Source organism: Aliiroseovarius sp. B-4 (assembly GCF_056857795.1).
This window is the reverse complement of record NZ_JBSXNV010000019.1, coordinates 1-18,800: the sequence shown is the minus strand read 5'-3', so window position 1 is coordinate 18,800 and position 18,800 is coordinate 1. Positions and strand designations below refer to the sequence as shown.

The 18,800-nt window shown below is 56.3% G+C and carries 15 protein-coding genes and 1 tRNA gene; 15 read left to right on the top strand and 1 reads right to left on the bottom strand.

The window, feature by feature from the left end; translation table 11 throughout:
- Positions 1–169: 169 nt before the first annotated feature.
- Positions 170–808, top strand: a complete 639-nt coding sequence (locus AC13C8_RS00940) for an NYN domain-containing protein (protein ID WP_482846096.1) — start codon at positions 170–172, stop codon at positions 806–808.
- Between the two features lie 24 nt (positions 809–832).
- Here the strand turns inward: AC13C8_RS00940 and AC13C8_RS00935 are convergent, their stop codons facing one another.
- Entirely contained in the window at positions 833–1,675 is an 843-nt protein-coding gene (locus AC13C8_RS00935) for a class I SAM-dependent methyltransferase (protein WP_482846095.1), read from the bottom strand.
- A 132-nt stretch (positions 1,676–1,807) separates the two neighbouring features.
- On the opposite strand from AC13C8_RS00935, the gene AC13C8_RS00930 reads away from it, so the two are divergent.
- The 14 genes from AC13C8_RS00930 to AC13C8_RS00865 all read left to right on the top strand — a co-directional run.
- A tRNA-Trp gene (locus tag AC13C8_RS00930) sits at positions 1,808–1,883 on the top strand.
- A 130-nt stretch (positions 1,884–2,013) separates the two neighbouring features.
- Entirely contained in the window at positions 2,014–2,205 is a 192-nt protein-coding gene (gene secE / locus AC13C8_RS00925) for a preprotein translocase subunit SecE (protein WP_482846094.1), read from the top strand.
- A gap of 153 nt (positions 2,206–2,358) precedes the next feature.
- Positions 2,359–2,892: a transcription termination/antitermination protein NusG gene (gene nusG, locus AC13C8_RS00920; RefSeq protein ID WP_091431954.1), complete on the top strand. Its 534-nt coding sequence runs from the start codon at positions 2,359–2,361 to the stop codon at positions 2,890–2,892.
- Between the two features lie 119 nt (positions 2,893–3,011).
- Entirely contained in the window at positions 3,012–3,437 is a 426-nt protein-coding gene (gene rplK / locus AC13C8_RS00915; RefSeq protein ID WP_091428107.1) for a 50S ribosomal protein L11, read from the top strand.
- 1 nt (position 3,438) lies between these two features.
- Positions 3,439–4,137 (top strand): 50S ribosomal protein L1, encoded by a 699-nt coding sequence (rplA, locus tag AC13C8_RS00910; protein ID WP_091428108.1) that lies wholly within the window; start codon positions 3,439–3,441, stop codon positions 4,135–4,137.
- Between the two features lie 444 nt (positions 4,138–4,581).
- Positions 4,582–5,094 (top strand): 50S ribosomal protein L10, encoded by a 513-nt coding sequence (rplJ, locus tag AC13C8_RS00905; protein ID WP_091428110.1) that lies wholly within the window; start codon positions 4,582–4,584, stop codon positions 5,092–5,094.
- A 69-nt stretch (positions 5,095–5,163) separates the two neighbouring features.
- A complete protein-coding gene (rplL, locus tag AC13C8_RS00900) occupies positions 5,164–5,538 on the top strand; it encodes a 50S ribosomal protein L7/L12 (RefSeq protein ID WP_091428111.1) in 375 nt (124 codons plus the stop codon).
- Between the two features lie 247 nt (positions 5,539–5,785).
- Positions 5,786–9,922, top strand: a complete 4,137-nt coding sequence (gene rpoB / locus AC13C8_RS00895; RefSeq protein ID WP_091428113.1) for a DNA-directed RNA polymerase subunit beta — start codon at positions 5,786–5,788, stop codon at positions 9,920–9,922.
- Between the two features lie 50 nt (positions 9,923–9,972).
- Positions 9,973–14,229, top strand: a complete 4,257-nt coding sequence (rpoC, locus tag AC13C8_RS00890) for a DNA-directed RNA polymerase subunit beta' (protein WP_091428114.1) — start codon at positions 9,973–9,975, stop codon at positions 14,227–14,229.
- 148 nt (positions 14,230–14,377) lie between these two features.
- Positions 14,378–15,280: a DMT family transporter gene (locus AC13C8_RS00885; RefSeq protein WP_482846093.1), complete on the top strand. Its 903-nt coding sequence runs from the start codon at positions 14,378–14,380 to the stop codon at positions 15,278–15,280.
- Positions 15,281–15,559: 279 nt separating this feature from the next.
- A complete protein-coding gene (gene rpsL, locus AC13C8_RS00880; protein WP_091428117.1) occupies positions 15,560–15,931 on the top strand; it encodes a 30S ribosomal protein S12 in 372 nt (123 codons plus the stop codon).
- A gap of 12 nt (positions 15,932–15,943) precedes the next feature.
- Positions 15,944–16,414 carry a 30S ribosomal protein S7 gene (rpsG, locus tag AC13C8_RS00875; RefSeq protein WP_091428120.1) on the top strand — a complete coding sequence of 157 codons (471 nt, stop codon included), beginning with the start codon at positions 15,944–15,946 and terminating at the stop codon, positions 16,412–16,414.
- A gap of 21 nt (positions 16,415–16,435) precedes the next feature.
- Positions 16,436–18,556, top strand: coding sequence for an elongation factor G (gene fusA, locus AC13C8_RS00870; RefSeq protein ID WP_091428124.1), 2,121 nt, complete (start codon positions 16,436–16,438; stop codon positions 18,554–18,556).
- A 58-nt stretch (positions 18,557–18,614) separates the two neighbouring features.
- Positions 18,615–18,800 (top strand): GTP-binding protein (locus AC13C8_RS00865; RefSeq protein ID WP_482846092.1); only part of this gene is annotated, 186 nt, incomplete at its 3' end.

Here is an 18,800-nt window from a genome sequence, read left to right as displayed (position 1 = left end):
AGATCATCGAGTAAGAACGCCCCGCGTTCTGACTGGCGACAGGCGATCTGGCGGCGACGCCAAATCTGCCGAGAGCCTGATAGCGATCGCAGTTCTTGAACGGAAAGGGCACCTGAAGGCGCCCTTTTTCATTTGAGTTGCTCTTGCTCAGCAGTGTTCACTCTATAGTATGGAAAATGGATCATCCATTGTAAGGCGTGCAGCATTGTTGTTCTTGTTTCTGGTAACTCTTCTGTCTTTTCTGTTCACAGCTTTTGCGGTTTCGAAACCCGGATGGGATGATCTCCTGTTGCTCTCGGTGCCGATCACGCTTGCTGGCTTGTTCTTATTGCTGCGGCAGCTTCAGAGACAGACGTCATCGAGGCAGAGAAAACCCAAGCGACCAGCCCAAAAGAAAGTGTGGGCAATCGTTGATGGGTCGAATGTGCTGCACTGGGCAGATGGAGAACCCAGCATTGACCCGCTGCGTGCGGTAACGCGGCGATTGTTGGAACTTGGATTCTCTCCTCGGGTCTTCTTTGATGCCAACGCAGGGTATCTTCTGTCTGGTCGGTATCTGCATGATCGTGATTTTGAGAACATCCTGCGTTTGCAGAGTTCATCCGTAACAGTTGTCGCGAAGGGAACGATCGCGGACGAGGCGATTTTACGTGAAGCGCGCAGATTAAATGCGATCGTTGTGACAAATGATCGTTATCGTGATTGGGCTGAAATGTTTCCCGAAGTGCAGACCAATGGATTTTTAATGCGTGGAAAATACACTTCGAACGGTTTGATGTTGGACGTTGATGTCAAAGTTGCCTCGTAATACGAACGAGGACAACGGATCGCCTCAAAGCTTATCCGGATCCACCATCAAATACCCCGTCCGCACCCCCGGATTTGCCTTGATGGCGCGCTTCATCCGGTAAATACGCTGCTTCCTGCGCCAAGTGCGGGCAAGTGGTTGAACTTCGGCCAGGCTGCCGAGTAGCGCGTCGTCGTCAAGGTCGCTGACCTTGCCCGCTGTCAGTGCCTTGTCATCAATCGGGCGGATATTCTGGAAGATCACGGTGTCGTCGGGGCAGAAGGCCACCGGCCTGAACCAGTCTTTCATCAGGTGCATTTGCACCGGGATCCACGGAAGGCGCCAGTGGAAGTAATCTTGCTGCACCACCAAAGATTGCCCCGGTATCAGATGCGGAAAGAACCGTTCGGCGATGCCGTCGGTGGTCTCGGTCGATTTTGCAGCGTCCATGACCAGCAGTTCAATTGGTGATCCATCCCAGGTTTTTGACAGGATGTCGCCGCGATGCAGGGTGACGCGTTCCTCCCACGGTTCCAGAAGGTCGCGGGCCAGCCAATAGATGTCAGTCCCTTTGAACGGCGCGATACCCTTGCGATAGAGTTCCGCGGCTTTGGTGCGTTCATCCGCTTTGAAGCGGTCATATGCATGAATCCAATGGGATTTTCCAGCGTCCATATGCCCATCGGCAAGACGCGCGGTTGATCCGCCGACGAAGCAGCCCAGATCGACAACGGCCCCAATATCTTGGGTCCAATGCGATGTAAGCCAATAATAGAGTTTTTGTTCCCGCTTCGCCAACATGGTCGGCACGCTCTGGGTTTGCTCCATCTCGGCCCGGTCGATGGCGCGCCACGGCGCATCGTTGAATTCGTTGGTATCCCGTATCATCTGGATTCCGTGTTACCGCATCATCTGGCAGGTAAACAGTCGAAGATTTAAGGTCGGGTTGCTTTCTTCGCAGATTGGCGCTGAAATCGCTTGAAAACATCTGCGCCTTGCCGTAATCCGACCCTCGGTCCTAGGGGTATAGCTCAGTTGGTAGAGCGACGGTCTCCAAAACCGTAGGTCCCGGGTTCGAACCCTGGTGCCCCTGCCATTTCCACCGCTTCGTTGACCTTGACCACGTCATTTCGGCTTTATTGTCGGGGCGCAGGGCTGACGAGGCTTGAAAACCCCGCGCGCATTGCGTAATTGACCGCCTGACTCATAAAAGGTTGAGAAACAAGATGACCAATCCGCTGCAATTCATTCAGCAGGTGCGTGCCGAAATGTCCAAGGTGACATGGCCGACCCGCCGCGAAGTGCTTCTGACCACAGGGATGGTGTTTGTGCTGGCTGCGCTGACGGCGCTGTTCTTCTCGCTTATTGATCTGGGTATTCGCAGCGGTCTGGCTGTTGTGCTTGGTCTGTTTGGCTGAGTTTTCGCCTGACCCCTTGAAATGAGCACGTTTCAGGGGTAGTCCGGGCGACACTTCGGGACGGGCGTGTGGCGATTCGAGTTGCACGCCGCTTTTTTGTTCCCGAAAACGGAATTTGAATGGCCCAATGGGCGCAAGAAGGCAGAGGCTGATATGGCGAAACGGTGGTATTCGGTGAGCGTGCTCTCGAACTTCGAAAAGAAGATTGCCGAGCAGATCAAGACCTCGGTCGAAGAAAAAGGTCTGGGCGATGAGATCGACGAGGTGCTGGTCCCCACCGAAGAGGTGATTGAAGTTCGCCGTGGCAAGAAAGTGACCACCGAACGTCGGTTTATGCCGGGCTACGTGCTTGTTCATATGGAGATGTCGGACGAAGGCTATCACCTGATCACGTCAATCAATCGCGTGACCGGGTTCCTTGGTCCGCAGGGCCGCCCGATGCCGATGCGTGATGCCGAAGTCAATGCGATCCTGAACCGTGTTGAAGAAGGCGTTGACGCGCCGCGCACCCTGATCCACTTCGAAGTGGGCGAGAAGGTGGCGGTGACGGATGGTCCGTTTGAAGGCTTTGACGGAATGGTCGAAGACGTTGATGACGATAACCAGCGCCTGAAGGTCACGGTGTCGATCTTTGGCCGGGCCACCCCGGTCGAACTGGAATACACGCAGGTCACGAAACAGACCTGACGCGTTAGCCGCCCCATCGGGCGGGCGTGGGAGGGGCCGGGATCGCGATCCCCAATCCAGACCACGACAATGGAAGGCAAAGGGACGCGTCCCGGAGCTGTTGTAAAAGGAGAAGCCAGATGGCTAAAAAACTCGCTGGCACGATGAAGCTGCAGGTTCCTGCAGGTCAAGCCAACCCCAGCCCGCCCGTCGGCCCCGCATTGGGTCAACGCGGCATCAACATCATGGAATTCTGCAAGGCATTCAACGCCAAGACGCAGGAAATGGAGCCCGGTGCGCCGTGCCCGACCGTGATCACCTATTACCAGGACAAGTCCTTCACCATGGATATCAAGACGCCGCCTGCGTCTTACTACCTGCGCAAGGCGGCTGGCCTGAAGTCGGGTGCGAACAAGCCTGGTCACGAAACCGTGGGCACCGTGACCGCCGCTCAGGTGAAAGAGATCGCCGAAGCAAAAATGAAAGATCTGAACGCGACTGATATCGAAGCTGCGATGTTGATCGTTCTGGGCTCTGCCCGGTCTATGGGCATCGAGGTGAAGTAAGATGGCGAAATTGGGTAAACGCACCAAAGCCGCACGCGAAGCATTCGCCGGCAAAGAAAACGTTTCTGTCGAAGAAGCTGTCGCTCTGGTCAAGAGCAACGCCAAAGCAAAGTTCGACGAGACAATCGAGATCGCCATGTCGCTGGGTGTCGACACACGTCACGCAGACCAGATGGTCCGCGGTGTGATCGGCCTGCCGAACGGCACCGGTAAAACCATGCGGGTCGCCGTGTTCGCACGTGGTCCCAAAGCGGAAGAAGCTCAGGCAGCCGGTGCCGACATCGTCGGCGCAGAAGACCTGATGGAAACCATTCAGGGCGGCACCATCGAGTTCGATCGCTGCATCGCCACGCCGGACATGATGCCGATCGTGGGTCGTCTGGGCAAAGTCCTTGGCCCTCGCAACCTGATGCCGAACCCGAAGGTTGGCACTGTGACCATGGATGTGAAAGAAGCCGTGGAAGCAGCAAAAGGTGGCCAGGTTCAGTTCAAAGCTGAAAAAGGCGGCGTGGTTCATGCGGGTCTGGGCAAGGCGTCGTTTGACGAAGCCAAGCTGGTCGAAAACGTGCGTGCCTTCATTGACGCCGTTCAAAAAGCCAAGCCGACCGGTGCCAAAGGCACTTATATGAAAAAGATCGCGCTAAGCTCGACCATGGGTCCGGGCGTTACCATCTCGGTGGACAGCGCGACGGGCAACTGATCGTCAGTTGACGCAATACCTTGAAGGGCGCCCGATGTGGCGCCCTTTTCGTATTTGCCATCCCCTTTTGCGCAACGGATGATTTCGTGCTAGTGTTCAAAGAGTTTTGGGCGACGCCTCACAACGCGCGCCCGATTAGGGGTTGGAATACCCCGGCAAACGTCCTAAGTAACCCATGCAGTCCAGCGTGCGATTCGTCGTGCGCTGTTTTGCATTTCGTCCGAGACGGTGGGTGACACTGGTGGGCCGTGCTGAAAAGCGACCGCGCGCAAGGGTCATAATTCCTGCCTGAGATGGGAAATGAACAAAAGAATTCTCGTGGCCCTTTGGCCCTGGGGCGATTTTGCGAAGGACCCGTATCACGGACCCGATTGCCGGGTTTTCTCTGAAAATCTGGTGAAATAAGAGCCGGAGGGTCTGACCCTCCATACTTGGAGTAAAACTGTGGATAGAGCCCAGAAAGAGAAAGTGGTCGAGGAACTCGGCCAGATCTTCGAAAGCTCTGGCGTCGTAGTGGTTGCCCACTACGCGGGTCTCACGGTTGCCGAGATGCAGGACCTGCGTTCGCAAATGCGCGAAGCTGGCGGGTCGGTGCGTGTTGCCAAGAACAAGCTCGCCAAAATCGCTTTGGAAGACAAGCCGGCCGCTTCAATCGCCGACCTTCTTTCGGGCATGACCGTTCTTGCCTATTCCGAAGACCCCGTGGCTGCGGCCAAGGTCATGGAAGGCTACGCCAAGACCAACGACAAACTCGTTATTCTTGGTGGTGCCATGGGCGAGACGGCGCTGGATACGGCCGGTGTCAAAGCTGTTGCCGCTATGCCGTCGCGTGACGAGCTTATTGCTTCGATCGTTGGCTGCATTGGCGCGCCTGCTTCGAACATCGCCGGTGCCATTGGCGCGCCTGCTTCGAACATCGCATCCATCTTGTCCACAATCGAGGACAAGGCTGCTTAAGCAATCTGAGCCCCGTGTAGCGGAATATCGCCTCACGTTGGAACACATCTAATAACGGAAAGAAGTCAAATGGCTGATCTGAAGAAACTTGCCGAAGAGATCGTGGGTCTGACCCTTCTCGAAGCACAAGAACTGAAAACCATCCTCAAGGACGAGTATGGCATCGAGCCCGCAGCTGGCGGCGCAGTGATGATGGCTGGCCCTGCTGGCGACGCTGGCGCAGCTGAAGAAGAAAAAACCGAGTTCGACGTCGTTCTGAAGAACGCTGGTGCCTCGAAAATCAACGTGATCAAAGAAGTTCGCGGCATCACCGGTCTTGGCCTGAAGGAAGCCAAAGAGCTGGTCGAAGCTGGCGGCAAGATCAAAGAAGGCGTGGACAAAGCCGAAGCAGAAGACATCAAAGGCAAGCTGGAAGCAGCTGGCGCCGAAGTCGAGCTGGCCTAAGCCTTGCGCTTTCGGGTCGCTTGAAGACCCGCAAATTATGGCTGGGCCCGGAGAAATCCGGGTCCAGCCGAACCTGTCTTGAAGAGGGCCCGAAGGATCGGGCGCTCTTCTGGGAAAGGTTCAATGGATCGGGAGGAAGCCCTTGGGACGGTTTCCGGGAATTGGTCCGAACCCCCAATCTCGGACGAGGCGTTGCCGGTGACCCAACGGTTGGCGCATCAGTTGAGAAATGAAAGGTAATTACCTTATGGCGCAGACCTATCTTGGCCAGAAACGCTTGCGTAAGTACTACGGCAAAATCCGTGAAGTGCTTGAGATGCCGAACCTGATCGAGGTTCAGAAAAGCTCTTATGATCTTTTCCTGAATTCCGGCGATCAGCCGCAGCCGATGGACGGCGAGGGCATCAACGCAGTTTTCCAGTCGGTTTTCCCGATCAAGGATTTCAATGAAACCGCTATTCTTGAGTTCGTGAAATACGAGCTGGAGCAGCCAAAATTCGATGTCGAGGAATGCCAGCAGCGCGACCTGACATATTCGGCCCCGTTGAAAGTGACGCTTCGTCTGATCGTGTTTGATATTGATGAAGATACCGGCGCGAAGTCGGTCAAGGACATCAAGGAACAGGACGTGTTCATGGGGGATATGCCCTTGATGACGCCGAACGGAACGTTTGTCGTGAACGGCACCGAGCGTGTGATCGTGTCCCAGATGCACCGGTCCCCCGGTGTGTTCTTCGATCACGACAAGGGCAAGACGCATTCGTCGGGCAAACTGCTGTTTGCGTGCCGCATCATTCCCTATCGCGGTTCGTGGCTGGATTTCGAATTTGACGCCAAGGACATCGTTTTTGCGCGCATCGACCGTCGCCGCAAACTGCCTGTGACGACCCTGCTTTATGCGCTGGGTCTGGATCAGGAAGCGATCATGGATGCCTATTACGACACTGTTCAGTACAAGCTGAAGAAGAACAAGGGTTGGGTTACCAAGTTCTTCCCCGAGCGTGTTGCCGGCACCCGTCCGACGCAGGATCTGGTCAATGCCAAGACCGGCGAAGTGATTGCCGAGGCTGGCAAGAAGATCACCCCGCGAGCCGTCAAGAAACTGATGGAAGATGGCAAAACCATCGACCTGCTGGTACCGTTTGACTCGATCGTTGGCCGCTATGTCGCCAAGGACATCATTAACGAAGAAACCGGCGCGATCTATGTCGAAGCCGGTGACGAGTTGACGCTGGAACACGACAAAGACGGCGAGTTGATTGGCGGGTCGCTGAAAGAGCTTTTGGATGCCGGCATCACCGACATCCCGGTTCTGGACATCGACAACATCAATGTTGGTCCCTACATCCGCAACACCATGGCCGCTGACAAGAACATGGGTCGCGACACCGCGCTTATGGACATCTACCGCGTGATGCGCCCGGGTGAACCACCCACCGTGGACGCCGCGTCGGCCCTTTTCGACACGCTGTTCTTCGACAGCGAGCGTTATGACCTGTCGGCCGTCGGTCGCGTGAAGATGAACATGCGTTTGGATCTGGATGCAGAAGACACCCAGCGTACGCTGCGTCGCGAAGATATCGTTGCCTGCGTCAAGGCGCTGGTTGAACTGCGTGACGGCAAGGGCGACATCGACGATATCGACCATTTGGGCAACCGTCGTGTGCGCTCGGTCGGTGAACTGATGGAAAATCAGTATCGCGTTGGCCTGCTGCGCATGGAACGTGCGATCAAGGAACGCATGTCGTCGGTCGAGATTGACACCGTCATGCCGCAAGACCTGATAAACGCGAAACCGGCGGCGGCTGCCGTTCGTGAATTCTTCGGCTCGTCGCAGCTGTCGCAGTTTATGGACCAAACCAACCCACTTTCGGAAGTCACTCACAAACGCCGTCTGTCGGCGCTTGGGCCGGGTGGTCTGACCCGCGAACGCGCTGGGTTCGAAGTGCGCGACGTGCACCCGACCCACTATGGTCGTATGTGTCCGATTGAAACGCCGGAAGGGCCAAACATTGGTCTGATCAACTCGCTTGCCACTTTCGCCCGCGTGAACAAATACGGCTTCATCGAAACGCCTTATCGCAAGGTTGTGGACGGCAAGGTCACGGACGAAGTGAACTACATGTCCGCCACCGAAGAAATGCGTCACACCGTGGCGCAGGCCAACGCGCATCTGGACGAAAACGGCCGTTTTGAAAACGATCTGGTGAACACCCGTCAGTCGGGTGAGTACACCATGGCGCAGCGAGAAAGCGTTGACCTGATCGACGTGTCGCCAAAACAGCTGGTCTCGGTCGCCGCTTCGCTTATTCCGTTCCTGGAAAATGACGACGCCAACCGCGCCCTGATGGGGTCGAACATGCAACGTCAGGCGGTTCCGCTTCTGCGGGCCGAGGCACCGTATGTCGGCACCGGCATCGAGGGCAAGGTTGCCATCGATTCAGGCGCGGCCATCCAAGCCAAACGTGGCGGTGTGATTGACCAGGTTGACGCGACACGTATCGTCGTGCGTGCCACCGAAGACCTCGGTCTGGGGGATGCGGGCGTCGATATCTACCGTCTGCGCAAGTTCCAGCGTTCGAACCAGAACACCTGCATCAACCAGCGTCCGCTGGTGAAAGTGGGTCAGCAGGTGTCGAAAGATGAAGTCATTGCGGATGGTCCGTCTACGGATATGGGCGAATTGGCTCTGGGCAAGAACGTGGTTGTCGCGTTTATGCCCTGGAATGGCTACAACTACGAAGACTCGATCCTGATTTCCGAGCGTATCGCGCGTGATGACGTGTTTACCTCGGTCCATATCGAGGAATTCGAAGTCGCCGCCCGTGACACCAAGCTTGGGCCGGAAGAAATCACCCGTGACATTCCGAACGTCGGTGAAGAGGCGCTGCGCAACCTTGACGAGGCTGGCATCGTTTACATCGGTGCAGATGTGGAACCGGGCGACATTCTGGTCGGTAAGATCACACCGAAGGGCGAAAGCCCGATGACGCCGGAAGAAAAACTTCTGCGTGCCATCTTCGGTGAGAAAGCATCGGACGTTCGCGACACTTCGCTTCGTGTGAAGCCGGGCGATTTCGGCACCGTTGTCGAAGTGCGCGTCTTCAATCGCCATGGTGTCGAGAAAGACGAACGTGCGTTGCAGATCGAGCGGGAAGAGGTCGAAAGCCTTGCCCGTGACCGTGACGACGAACTGCACATTCTGGAGCGCAACATCTATGCGCGCCTGCGCAGCATGATCGAAGGCAAAGTTGCCGTGAAGGGACCGAAAGGCGTCAAATCGGGGTCGAAAATCACCGACGAGCTTCTGGAAAGCCTGAGCCGCGGCCAATGGTGGCAACTTGCGCTGGAAGACGAAGACGATGCCAAGATCGTCGAAGCCCTGAACGAGCAGTTCGAAGCACAGAAACGTGCGTTGGATGCTCGCTTTGAGGACAAGGTCGAAAAAGTCCGTCGTGGCGACGACCTGCCGCCGGGTGTCATGAAAATGGTCAAAGTCTTCGTTGCTGTGAAGCGCAAGCTTCAGCCGGGCGACAAGATGGCTGGCCGTCACGGGAACAAGGGTGTTATTTCCAAGGTTGTTCCTATGGAAGACATGCCGTTCCTTGCTGACGGGACGCCGGTTGACTTCTGTCTGAACCCGCTGGGTGTGCCGTCGCGTATGAACGTCGGTCAGATTCTTGAAACCCATATGGGTTGGGCCGCGCGCGGTCTGGGTCTGAATATTGACGAGGCTCTGGGTGAATATCGCCGCTCTGGCGATCTGACCCCGGTGCGCGAAGCGATGCGCATAGCCTATGGCGACGATGTCTATGAAGAAGGCATCTCCGGCATGGACGAAGATACATTGGTCGATGCGGCTTCAAATGTGACGCGCGGTGTGCCGATTGCCACGCCAGTCTTTGACGGCGCGAAAGAGGCTGACGTGAACGATGCGCTGACGCGTGCCGGTTTCGACACCTCGGGCCAGTCGGTCCTGTTCGATGGACGCACCGGCGAACAGTTCTCGCGCCCTGTGACAGTCGGCGTGAAGTATCTGCTGAAACTGCACCACCTTGTGGACGACAAGATCCACGCGCGTTCGACCGGCCCGTACTCGCTTGTTACTCAGCAGCCGCTGGGTGGTAAGGCGCAGTTCGGTGGTCAGCGTTTTGGTGAAATGGAAGTCTGGGCCTTGGAAGCATATGGCGCGGCATACACGCTGCAAGAGATGCTGACTGTGAAATCGGATGACGTTGCCGGACGGACGAAAGTCTATGAAAGCATCGTGAAGGGCGAGGACAACTTCGAAGCCGGCGTACCGGAATCGTTCAATGTGCTTGTCAAAGAAGTCCGCGGCCTCGGCCTCAACATGGAACTCCTGGATGCAGAGGGCGAGGAATAGGGCGTCCTGCCTTATCCCTCCCCTCCCTCCCTTAATGTAAGGAACGCAAAATGAACCAGGAACTGACAACAAACCCGTTCAACCCGCTGGCGGCCCCCAAGACCTTTGACGAGATCAAAGTTTCGCTGGCCAGCCCGGAACGGATTCTTTCGTGGTCGTATGGCGAGATCAAGAAGCCCGAGACCATCAACTATCGCACGTTCAAACCCGAACGCGACGGTCTGTTCTGTGCGCGTATCTTTGGCCCGGTCAAAGACTACGAATGCCTGTGCGGTAAATACAAGCGCATGAAGTATCGCGGCGTTGTCTGCGAGAAATGTGGCGTGGAAGTTACCCTTCAGAAAGTACGCCGCGAGCGTATGGGCCATATCGAGCTGGCAGCGCCTGTCGCTCATATCTGGTTCCTCAAGTCGTTGCCGTCGCGCATCGGCCTGATGCTGGACATGACCCTGCGTGATCTGGAGCGCATTCTGTATTTCGAGAACTATGTGGTGATCGAACCCGGTCTGACGGATCTTCAATACGGTCAGTTGATGACCGAAGAAGAGTTCATGGACGCGCAAGACACCTATGGCATGGACGCCTTCACAGCCAATATTGGTGCTGAAGCCATCCGCGAAATGCTGGCCGCGATAGATCTTGAGGCGGAAGCCGAACAGCTGCGCGCCGATCTGGCCGAAGCCACGGGTGAACTGAAACCCAAGAAGATCATCAAGCGTTTGAAGATCGTTGAATCCTTCATTGAATCGGGCAACCGCCCGGAATGGATGATCCTGACCGTCATCCCGGTCATTCCGCCCGAGCTGCGCCCGCTGGTGCCGCTGGATGGCGGTCGTTTCGCGACGTCGGATCTGAACGATTTGTATCGTCGCGTGATCAACCGGAACAACCGCCTGAAGCGTCTGATCGAACTGCGCGCACCCGACATCATCGTTCGCAACGAAAAGCGGATGTTGCAGGAATCTGTTGATGCGCTGTTTGACAACGGCCGTCGTGGTCGCGTGATCACCGGTGCCAACAAGCGTCCGTTGAAATCGCTGTCCGACATGCTGAAAGGTAAGCAAGGTCGCTTCCGCCAGAACCTTTTGGGGAAACGTGTCGACTTCTCGGGTCGTTCGGTCATCGTGACCGGCCCGGAACTCAAACTGCACCAATGCGGTCTGCCCAAGAAGATGGCGCTCGAGCTGTTCAAGCCGTTCATCTATTCGCGTCTTGAAGCCAAAGGGCTGTCTTCCACCGTCAAGCAAGCCAAGAAGCTGGTCGAAAAAGAGCGTCCCGAAGTCTGGGATATTCTGGATGAAGTGATCCGCGAACACCCCGTCATGCTGAACCGCGCGCCCACGCTGCACCGTCTTGGTATTCAGGCGTTCGAACCGATCCTGATCGAAGGTAAGGCGATCCAGCTTCATCCGCTGGTGTGTTCGGCATTCAACGCTGACTTTGATGGCGACCAGATGGCCGTTCACGTGCCGCTGTCGCTGGAAGCTCAGCTTGAGGCCCGTGTGTTGATGATGTCGACGAACAACGTTCTGTCGCCCGCCAACGGCGCGCCGATCATCGTTCCGTCGCAGGACATGATCCTTGGTCTTTATTACATCACGATGGAACGTGAAGGTATGAAGGGCGAAGGCATGATCTTCTCCGATGTGGACGAAGTTCAGCACGCTTTGGACGCTGGTGAAGTACATATGCACGCCAAGGTTCAGGCCCGCATGAAACAGATCGACGAGGAAGGCAACGAAGTGACTGTTCGCTTCGAAACCACGCCTGGTCGTATCCGCCTTGGCGCGCTTCTGCCCCTGAATGCGAAAGCACCGTTCAAGCTGGTGAACCGTCTTCTGCGGAAGAAAGAGGTGCAGCAGGTCATCGACACCGTTTATCGCTACTGCGGTCAGAAAGAGTCTGTGATCTTCTGTGACCAGATCATGTCCATGGGCTTCAAGGAAGCCTTCAAGGCTGGCATTTCGTTCGGCAAGGACGACATGGTCATCCCGGACAGCAAATGGCCGATCGTGGACGAAACCCGCGAACAGGTGAAAGGGTTCGAACAGCAGTATATGGACGGCCTGATCACATTGGGCGAGAAGTATAACAAAGTTGTTGATGCCTGGTCGAAATGTAACGACAAAGTCACCGACGCGATGATGGACACGATCTCGTCCGCCAAGCGTGATGAAAACGGTGCCGAAGCGGAACCGAACTCGGTTTACATGATGGCACACTCTGGTGCGCGCGGTTCTGTCACCCAGATGAAACAGCTCGGCGGTATGCGTGGCCTGATGGCAAAACCTTCGGGCGAGATCATCGAAACGCCGATCATCTCGAACTTCAAAGAAGGTCTGACCGTGCTTGAGTATTTCAACTCGACCCACGGTGCCCGTAAGGGTCTGTCAGATACGGCTTTGAAAACCGCGAACTCGGGTTATCTGACCCGTCGACTGGTTGACGTGGCGCAGGACTGTATCGTGCGCATGGTCGATTGTGGGACCGAAAACTCGATCACAGCAGAAGCTGCTGTCAACGATGGCGAAGTTGTTGCGACTTTGGGTGAACGCATTCTGGGCCGTGTCGTCGCCGAGGACGTTCTGGTTCCGGGCACTGACGAAGTGATCGTTGCCAAGAATGAACTGGTAGATGAACGCAAAGCCGACGAGATTGAAGCCTCGGGCGTGGCGACTGTGCGGATGCGCAGCCCGCTGACGTGCGAAGCCGAAGAAGGCGTTTGCGCCAACTGCTACGGTCGTGACCTTGCACGCGGAACGCGTGTGAACACGGGTGAAGCGGTCGGTATCATCGCGGCACAGTCGATCGGTGAGCCGGGCACGCAGCTGACAATGCGGACGTTCCACATTGGCGGTGTTGCCCAAGGTGGTCAACAGTCGTTCCAGGAAGCCAGCCAGGACGGTAAGGTCGAATATCGCAATGCGAGCATTCTGGAAGACCGTGACGGCGAGATTGTTGTCATGGGTCGGAACATGGTTCTGGCCATCATCGACGGCAATGGTGTGGAGCGTGCCACGTTCAAACTGAGCTATGGCTCGAAGCTGCACGTCAAGGACGGCGCGAAAGTAGCCCGTGGCGACAAGCTGTTTGAATGGGATCCGTATACGCTTCCGATGATCGCTGAAAAAGACGGGACGGTGAAATTCGTCGATCTGATCAGCGGTATTTCGGTGCGTGACGAAACCGATGATGCAACCGGTATGACACAAAAGATCGTGTCGGACTGGCGTTCTGCGCCGAAAGGCAACGAACTGAAGCCGGAAGTGATCTTGGTGGGTGAAGATGGTGAGCCCGTGCGCAATGACGCGGGCAATCCTGTCACTTATACGTTGTCGGTTGATGCCATTCTATCAATTGAAGACGGCTCGGCAGTGAAAGCCGGTGACGTGATCGCGCGTATTCCGCGCGAAGGTGCCAAGACCAAGGACATCACCGGTGGTCTGCCGCGTGTTGCAGAATTGTTCGAAGCCCGTCGTCCGAAAGATCACGCAATCATCGCCGAGATTGATGGTTACGTGCGCTTTGGCCGCGACTACAAGAACAAGCGTCGCATCTCGATCGAGCCGGCGGATGAAAGCATGGAGCCTGTCGAATACATGGTGCCCAAAGGCAAGCACATTCCGGTTGCGGAAGGTGACTTCATCCAGAAGGGTGAATACCTCATGGACGGCAACCCCGCGCCGCATGACATCCTGTCCATCATGGGTGTCGAAGCACTGGCTGATTACATGATCGACGAGGTTCAGGACGTCTATCGCCTGCAAGGTGTGAAGATCAACGACAAGCATATCGAGGTGATCGTTCGCCAGATGCTACAGAAGTGGGAGATCTTGGACTCGGGTGAAACCACGCTTCTGAAAGGCGAACATGTCGACAAGGCCGAATTCGACGCTGCAAACGAAAAGGCTGCGGCCGAAGGTCGCCGTCTGGCATCGGGCGAGCCGATCCTGTTGGGGATCACCAAGGCGAGCTTGCAGACGCGTTCGTTCATCTCGGCAGCCTCGTTCCAGGAAACCACCCGCGTTCTGACCGAGGCTTCGGTTCAGGGCAAACGCGACAAGCTGGTTGGTCTCAAGGAAAACGTCATCGTGGGTCGTTTGATTCCGGCAGGCACCGGCGGTGCCACCCAACGCGTGCGGTCCATCGCGCAAGCTCGCGACATGAAGGTGATCGAAGAAGCCCGCGCTGAAGCCGAAAAAGCCGCTGCGCTGGCTGCACCTTCCGAAGATGTTTTCGGCGACGTGTCCGAAGATGATAACGGGCTGGTCGAAACACCGGAATTCGGTGGTTCAGAACAACCCTGATCGACCTCGACTTGAACTGGAAGGCCCCGCCATCTGGCGGGGCTTTTCGTTTGCAAGCCCCTTCCATCTTTGAATAGGGTGCTGGCCATACGGTTGCGCCGTTTGATCGGGCACGATTTCACCTTACAGAACCATAAATGGAAGCCGGATGTCAGTGTCAGACAACATGAAGGGTGCGGCATTGATGGCCGGTGCGATGGCCGGGTACACATTCAATGATGCCTCCATGAAGGCTTTGTCCGGTGATATGCCGCTGTCACAAGCGGTTTTCCTGCGCGGCATCGTGACCAGTTTGATGTTGCTTGGTTTGGGGTTGGCCCTTCGGTCGCTGACCTTTCGGCTCAGCCGCCGAGAATGGAAGCTGATGCTTCTGCGGTCGTTGGCCGAAATGGGGGCCACCTATTGTTTTCTCAGTGCGTTGTTCAACATGCCGATTGCTAACGTCACTGCGGTTTTGCAGGCGTTACCCCTGACCGTCGCGCTGGCTGCCTGGGCGTTTCTGGGGGAACCTTTGGGATGGCGACGCCTGTTTGCCATCCTGGTTGGCTTTGTCGGCGTCATCTTGATTGTCAAACCCGGGGGGGACGGGTTCACGGCGTGGTCTGTATACGCATTGCTCGCAGTCGGATTCATCACACTCCGTGACCTTGTTGTCCGGAAAATGTCCCCGACAACGCCGTCGATGACCGTGGCCTTGGTGGCATCAGTCGCAATCACGGTGGCATTCGGCATGGTTTCGGCCACGGTCGAGTGGTCTCCGATCACGGTCAGAAGCGGAGGATTTCTGGTTCTCGCGGCCTCGTTTATTTTCATGGGTTATCTGTTTTCCGTGATGGTGATGCGGGTGGGCGATATCGGCTTCATCGCGCCCTTCCGATATACAGGGCTGATCTGGGCTTTGATCATTGGTCTTATCTTTTTCGGCGAATGGCCGGAGGTGCTTACCCTTATCGGCGCCGGGATCGTGGTTGCAACCGGCCTGTTTACCCTGTTTCGCGAACGGCAACAGTCCCGACAGGCAAGGGCTAAGGGGTTTCTGCGACATCCCTGATTGAACCGCCCTTGCAAACTCGTGGCCAGCGGTTGACAGGGGGCACGACTCCTCATATACGCCCCCCATCCAGCTGGGTTTTTCCCGGCACCATCAGAATTGAGGGATCAAGGTCGGCGCTACTTTTAGGCACTGATCCTCTGTGAACCAACCGCGTCGCTTGCCTCGGAATGGAAGCGGTCGCGGATTTTCGCTTTGCAGACGTGCTGGGCGAGGAAATGTAAACCGCGCGGGGACACTCGTGCAAACACATGTGTTGAGAAACGGGAAAAGAGCCCTATGCCAACGATTCAACAGCTGATCCGCAAACCGCGCCAGCCTAAAGTAAAACGCTCCAAGTCGATGCACCTGGAGTCCTGCCCGCAAAAACGTGGCGTTTGCACGCGCGTTTACACAACCACACCGAAAAAGCCGAACTCGGCCATGCGTAAGGTTGCCAAAGTGCGCCTGACCAATGGTTTCGAGGTTATCAGCTATATCGGTGGTGAAAGCCACAACCTGCAAGAACACTCGGTGGTTCTGATCCGCGGCGGTCGTGTAAAAGACCTTCCGGGTGTGCGTTATCACATCGTTCGCGGTGTTCTGGATACCCAGGGCGTCAAAGACCGTAAGCAACGTCGTTCGAAATACGGCGCCAAGCGTCCGAAGTAAGGAGATCCGGGAATGTCTCGTCGTCACGCCGCTGAAAAGCGCGAAATCCTGCCCGACGCCAAATTTGGTGATCGTGTGCTGAGCAAATTCATGAACAACCTGATGATCGACGGCAAGAAGTCGGTCGCAGAAACAATCGTCTATAACGCGCTGGATCGCGTAGAAGACAAGATCAAGCGCGCACCCGTGGAAGTGTTCCACGAGGCGCTGGACAACATCAAACCGTCGGTCGAGGTTCGGTCGCGTCGTGTTGGTGGTGCAACCTATCAGGTTCCGGTCGAAGTGCGCCCCGAGCGCCGCGAAGCTTTGGCGATCCGCTGGTTGATCACCGCCGCCCGCAACCGCAACGAAAACACAATGGAAGAACGCCTTGCCGGCGAGCTTCTGGATGCTGTGAATTCGCGCGGTACTGCCGTCAAGAAACGCGAAGACACCCACAAAATGGCCGACGCCAACAAAGCGTTCAGCCATTATCGCTGGTAAAGCCAAGGAAGGAAGAAAACCATGGCACGCGACTATCCTCTCGACCGTTACCGCAACTTCGGCATCATGGCGCATATCGACGCGGGTAAAACCACCTGCTCGGAACGCATCCTGTTTTACACCGGCAAATCCCACAACCTCGGTGAGGTGCACGATGGTGCGGCCACCATGGACTGGATGGAGCAGGAACAGGAACGCGGCATCACCATCACCTCGGCTGCAACAACCACTTTCTGGGAACGCACCGAAGATGGCGAAACTGCTGACACGCCGAAGCACCGTCTGAACATCATCGACACTCCAGGCCACGTTGACTTCACCATTGAAGTTGAACGTTCGCTGGCCGTGCTTGATGGTGCCGTCTGTGTTCTTGACGCCAACGCTGGTGTTGAACCCCAGACCGAAACCGTGTGGCGTCAGGCTGACCGCTACAAGGTTCCGCGCATGGTCTTCGTCAACAAGATGGACAAGATCGGCGCTGACTTCTTCAACTGTGTTCGCATGATCGAAGACCGCACCGGCGCCCGGGCTGTTCCTGTCGGTATTCCGATCGGTGCCGAGACCGAGTTGGAAGGTCTGATCGACCTTGTGACCATGGAAGAATGGCTGTGGCAGGGTGAAGATCTTGGCGCATCGTGGGTCAAAGCTCCGATCCGCGACAGCCTGAAAGACATGGCCGACGAATGGCGCGGCAAGATGATCGAAGCGGCCGTCGAAATGGACGACGATGCGATGGAAAACTACCTCATGGACGGCGCTGAGCCGGACGTGAAAACCCTGCGCGCTTTGCTGCGCAAGGGCTGCCTGTCGCTGTCATTTGTTCCGGTTCTGGGTGGCTCTGCCTTCAAGAACAAAGGTGTTCAACCGCTTCTGAACGCGGTGATCGACTATCTGCCCAGCCCGATGGACGTTGTTGATTACATGGGCTTCAAACCCGGTGACGAAACCGAAACCCGCAACATCCCGCGTCGTGCGGATGATGAGATGGCGTTCTCGGGTCTGGCGTTCAAAATCATGAACGACCCTTTCGTTGGCTCACTGACCTTTACCCGCATCTACTCGGGTGTCCTGAACAAAGGCGACACGCTTTTGAATTCGACCAAAGGTAAGAAAGAGCGCGTTGGTCGTATGATGATGATGCACTCGAACGAACGCGAGGAAATCACGGAAGCGTTCGCGGGCGATATTATTGCGCTGGCAGGTCTGAAAGACACCACGACAGGTGACACGCTGTGCGCTGTCAACGATCCGGTGGTTCTGGAAACCATGACCTTCCCGGATCCGGTGATCGAGATTGCGGTCGAGCCTAAAACCAAGGCCGACCAGGAGAAGATGAGCCAAGGTCTGGCCCGTTTGGCCGCTGAAGACCCGTCCTTCCGTGTGGAAACTGATCTGGAATCGGGTCAGACAATCATGAAGGGCATGGGCGAACTTCACCTGGACATCCTGGTGGACCGTCTGAAGCGTGAATTCAAAGTGGAAGCCAATATCGGTGCCCCGCAGGTTGCGTATCGCGAGACGATTTCGAAAGAGGTCGAGCATACCTACACCCACAAGAAACAATCGGGTGGTTCGGGTCAGTATGCCGAGGTGAAGATGATCATCTCGCCGACCGAAGCTGGCGAAGGTTATTCGTTCGAAAGCCGCATCGTTGGCGGTGCCGTACCGAAGGAATACATCCCAGGCGTTGAAAAAGGCATCAACTCTGTCATGGACAGCGGTCCCTTGGCTGGCTTCCCCGTGATCGACTTCAAGGTTGCCCTGGTCGATGGTAAATTCCACGATGTTGACTCGTCGGTTCTGGCCTTCGAAATCGCTGCACGTATGTGTATGCGCGAAGGTATGCGTCTGGCCGGCGCCAAGCTGCTTGAACCGATCATGAAAGTGGAAGTGATCACGCCCGAGGAATACACCGGTGGTATCATCGGCGACCTGACCTCGCGTCGTGGTCAGGTGTCGGGTCAAGAGCCGCGCGGCAACGCGATTGCGATTGATGCCAATGTGCCGCTGGCGAACATGTTTGGCTACATCAACACTCTGCGCTCCATGTCTTCGGGCCGCGCGCAGTTCACGATGCAGTTCTCGCATTACGATCCGGTTCCGCAGAACATCTCGGACGAAATTCAGGCGAAATTCGCCTAATCGAACAAGCCGGGCAGGGGGTGTCCTTGCCCGGCGCATAGATTAATAGGAGGCCATCATGGCTAAGGAAAAGTTTGAACGCTCCAAACCGCACGTCAACATCGGCACGATTGGCCACGTTGACCACGGCAAGACGACGCTGACCGCTGCGATTACCAAGTATTTTGGTGACTTCAAGGCGTATGATCAGATTGACGGCGCACCGGAAGAGAAAGCACGTGGTATCACGATCTCGACGGCGCAT

What these genes read in the sequence shown, in the direction of transcription:
- AC13C8_RS00940 (WP_482846096.1), top strand. Translation starts at nt 170, where the DNA reads ATGGAAAATGGATCATCCATTGTAAGGCGTGCAGCATTGTTGTTCTTG.
- AC13C8_RS00935 (WP_482846095.1), bottom strand. Translation starts at nt 1,675, where the DNA reads ATGATACGGGATACCAACGAATTCAACGATGCGCCGTGGCGCGCCATC.
- secE (WP_482846094.1), top strand. Translation starts at nt 2,014, where the DNA reads ATGACCAATCCGCTGCAATTCATTCAGCAGGTGCGTGCCGAAATGTCC.
- nusG (WP_091431954.1), top strand. Translation starts at nt 2,359, where the DNA reads ATGGCGAAACGGTGGTATTCGGTGAGCGTGCTCTCGAACTTCGAAAAG.
- rplK (WP_091428107.1), top strand. Translation starts at nt 3,012, where the DNA reads ATGGCTAAAAAACTCGCTGGCACGATGAAGCTGCAGGTTCCTGCAGGT.
- rplA (WP_091428108.1), top strand. Translation starts at nt 3,439, where the DNA reads ATGGCGAAATTGGGTAAACGCACCAAAGCCGCACGCGAAGCATTCGCC.
- rplL (WP_091428111.1), top strand. Translation starts at nt 5,164, where the DNA reads ATGGCTGATCTGAAGAAACTTGCCGAAGAGATCGTGGGTCTGACCCTT.
- rpoB (WP_091428113.1), top strand. Translation starts at nt 5,786, where the DNA reads ATGGCGCAGACCTATCTTGGCCAGAAACGCTTGCGTAAGTACTACGGC.
- rpoC (WP_091428114.1), top strand. Translation starts at nt 9,973, where the DNA reads ATGAACCAGGAACTGACAACAAACCCGTTCAACCCGCTGGCGGCCCCC.
- AC13C8_RS00885 (WP_482846093.1), top strand. Translation starts at nt 14,378, where the DNA reads ATGTCAGTGTCAGACAACATGAAGGGTGCGGCATTGATGGCCGGTGCG.
- rpsL (WP_091428117.1), top strand. Translation starts at nt 15,560, where the DNA reads ATGCCAACGATTCAACAGCTGATCCGCAAACCGCGCCAGCCTAAAGTA.
- rpsG (WP_091428120.1), top strand. Translation starts at nt 15,944, where the DNA reads ATGTCTCGTCGTCACGCCGCTGAAAAGCGCGAAATCCTGCCCGACGCC.
- fusA (WP_091428124.1), top strand. Translation starts at nt 16,436, where the DNA reads ATGGCACGCGACTATCCTCTCGACCGTTACCGCAACTTCGGCATCATG.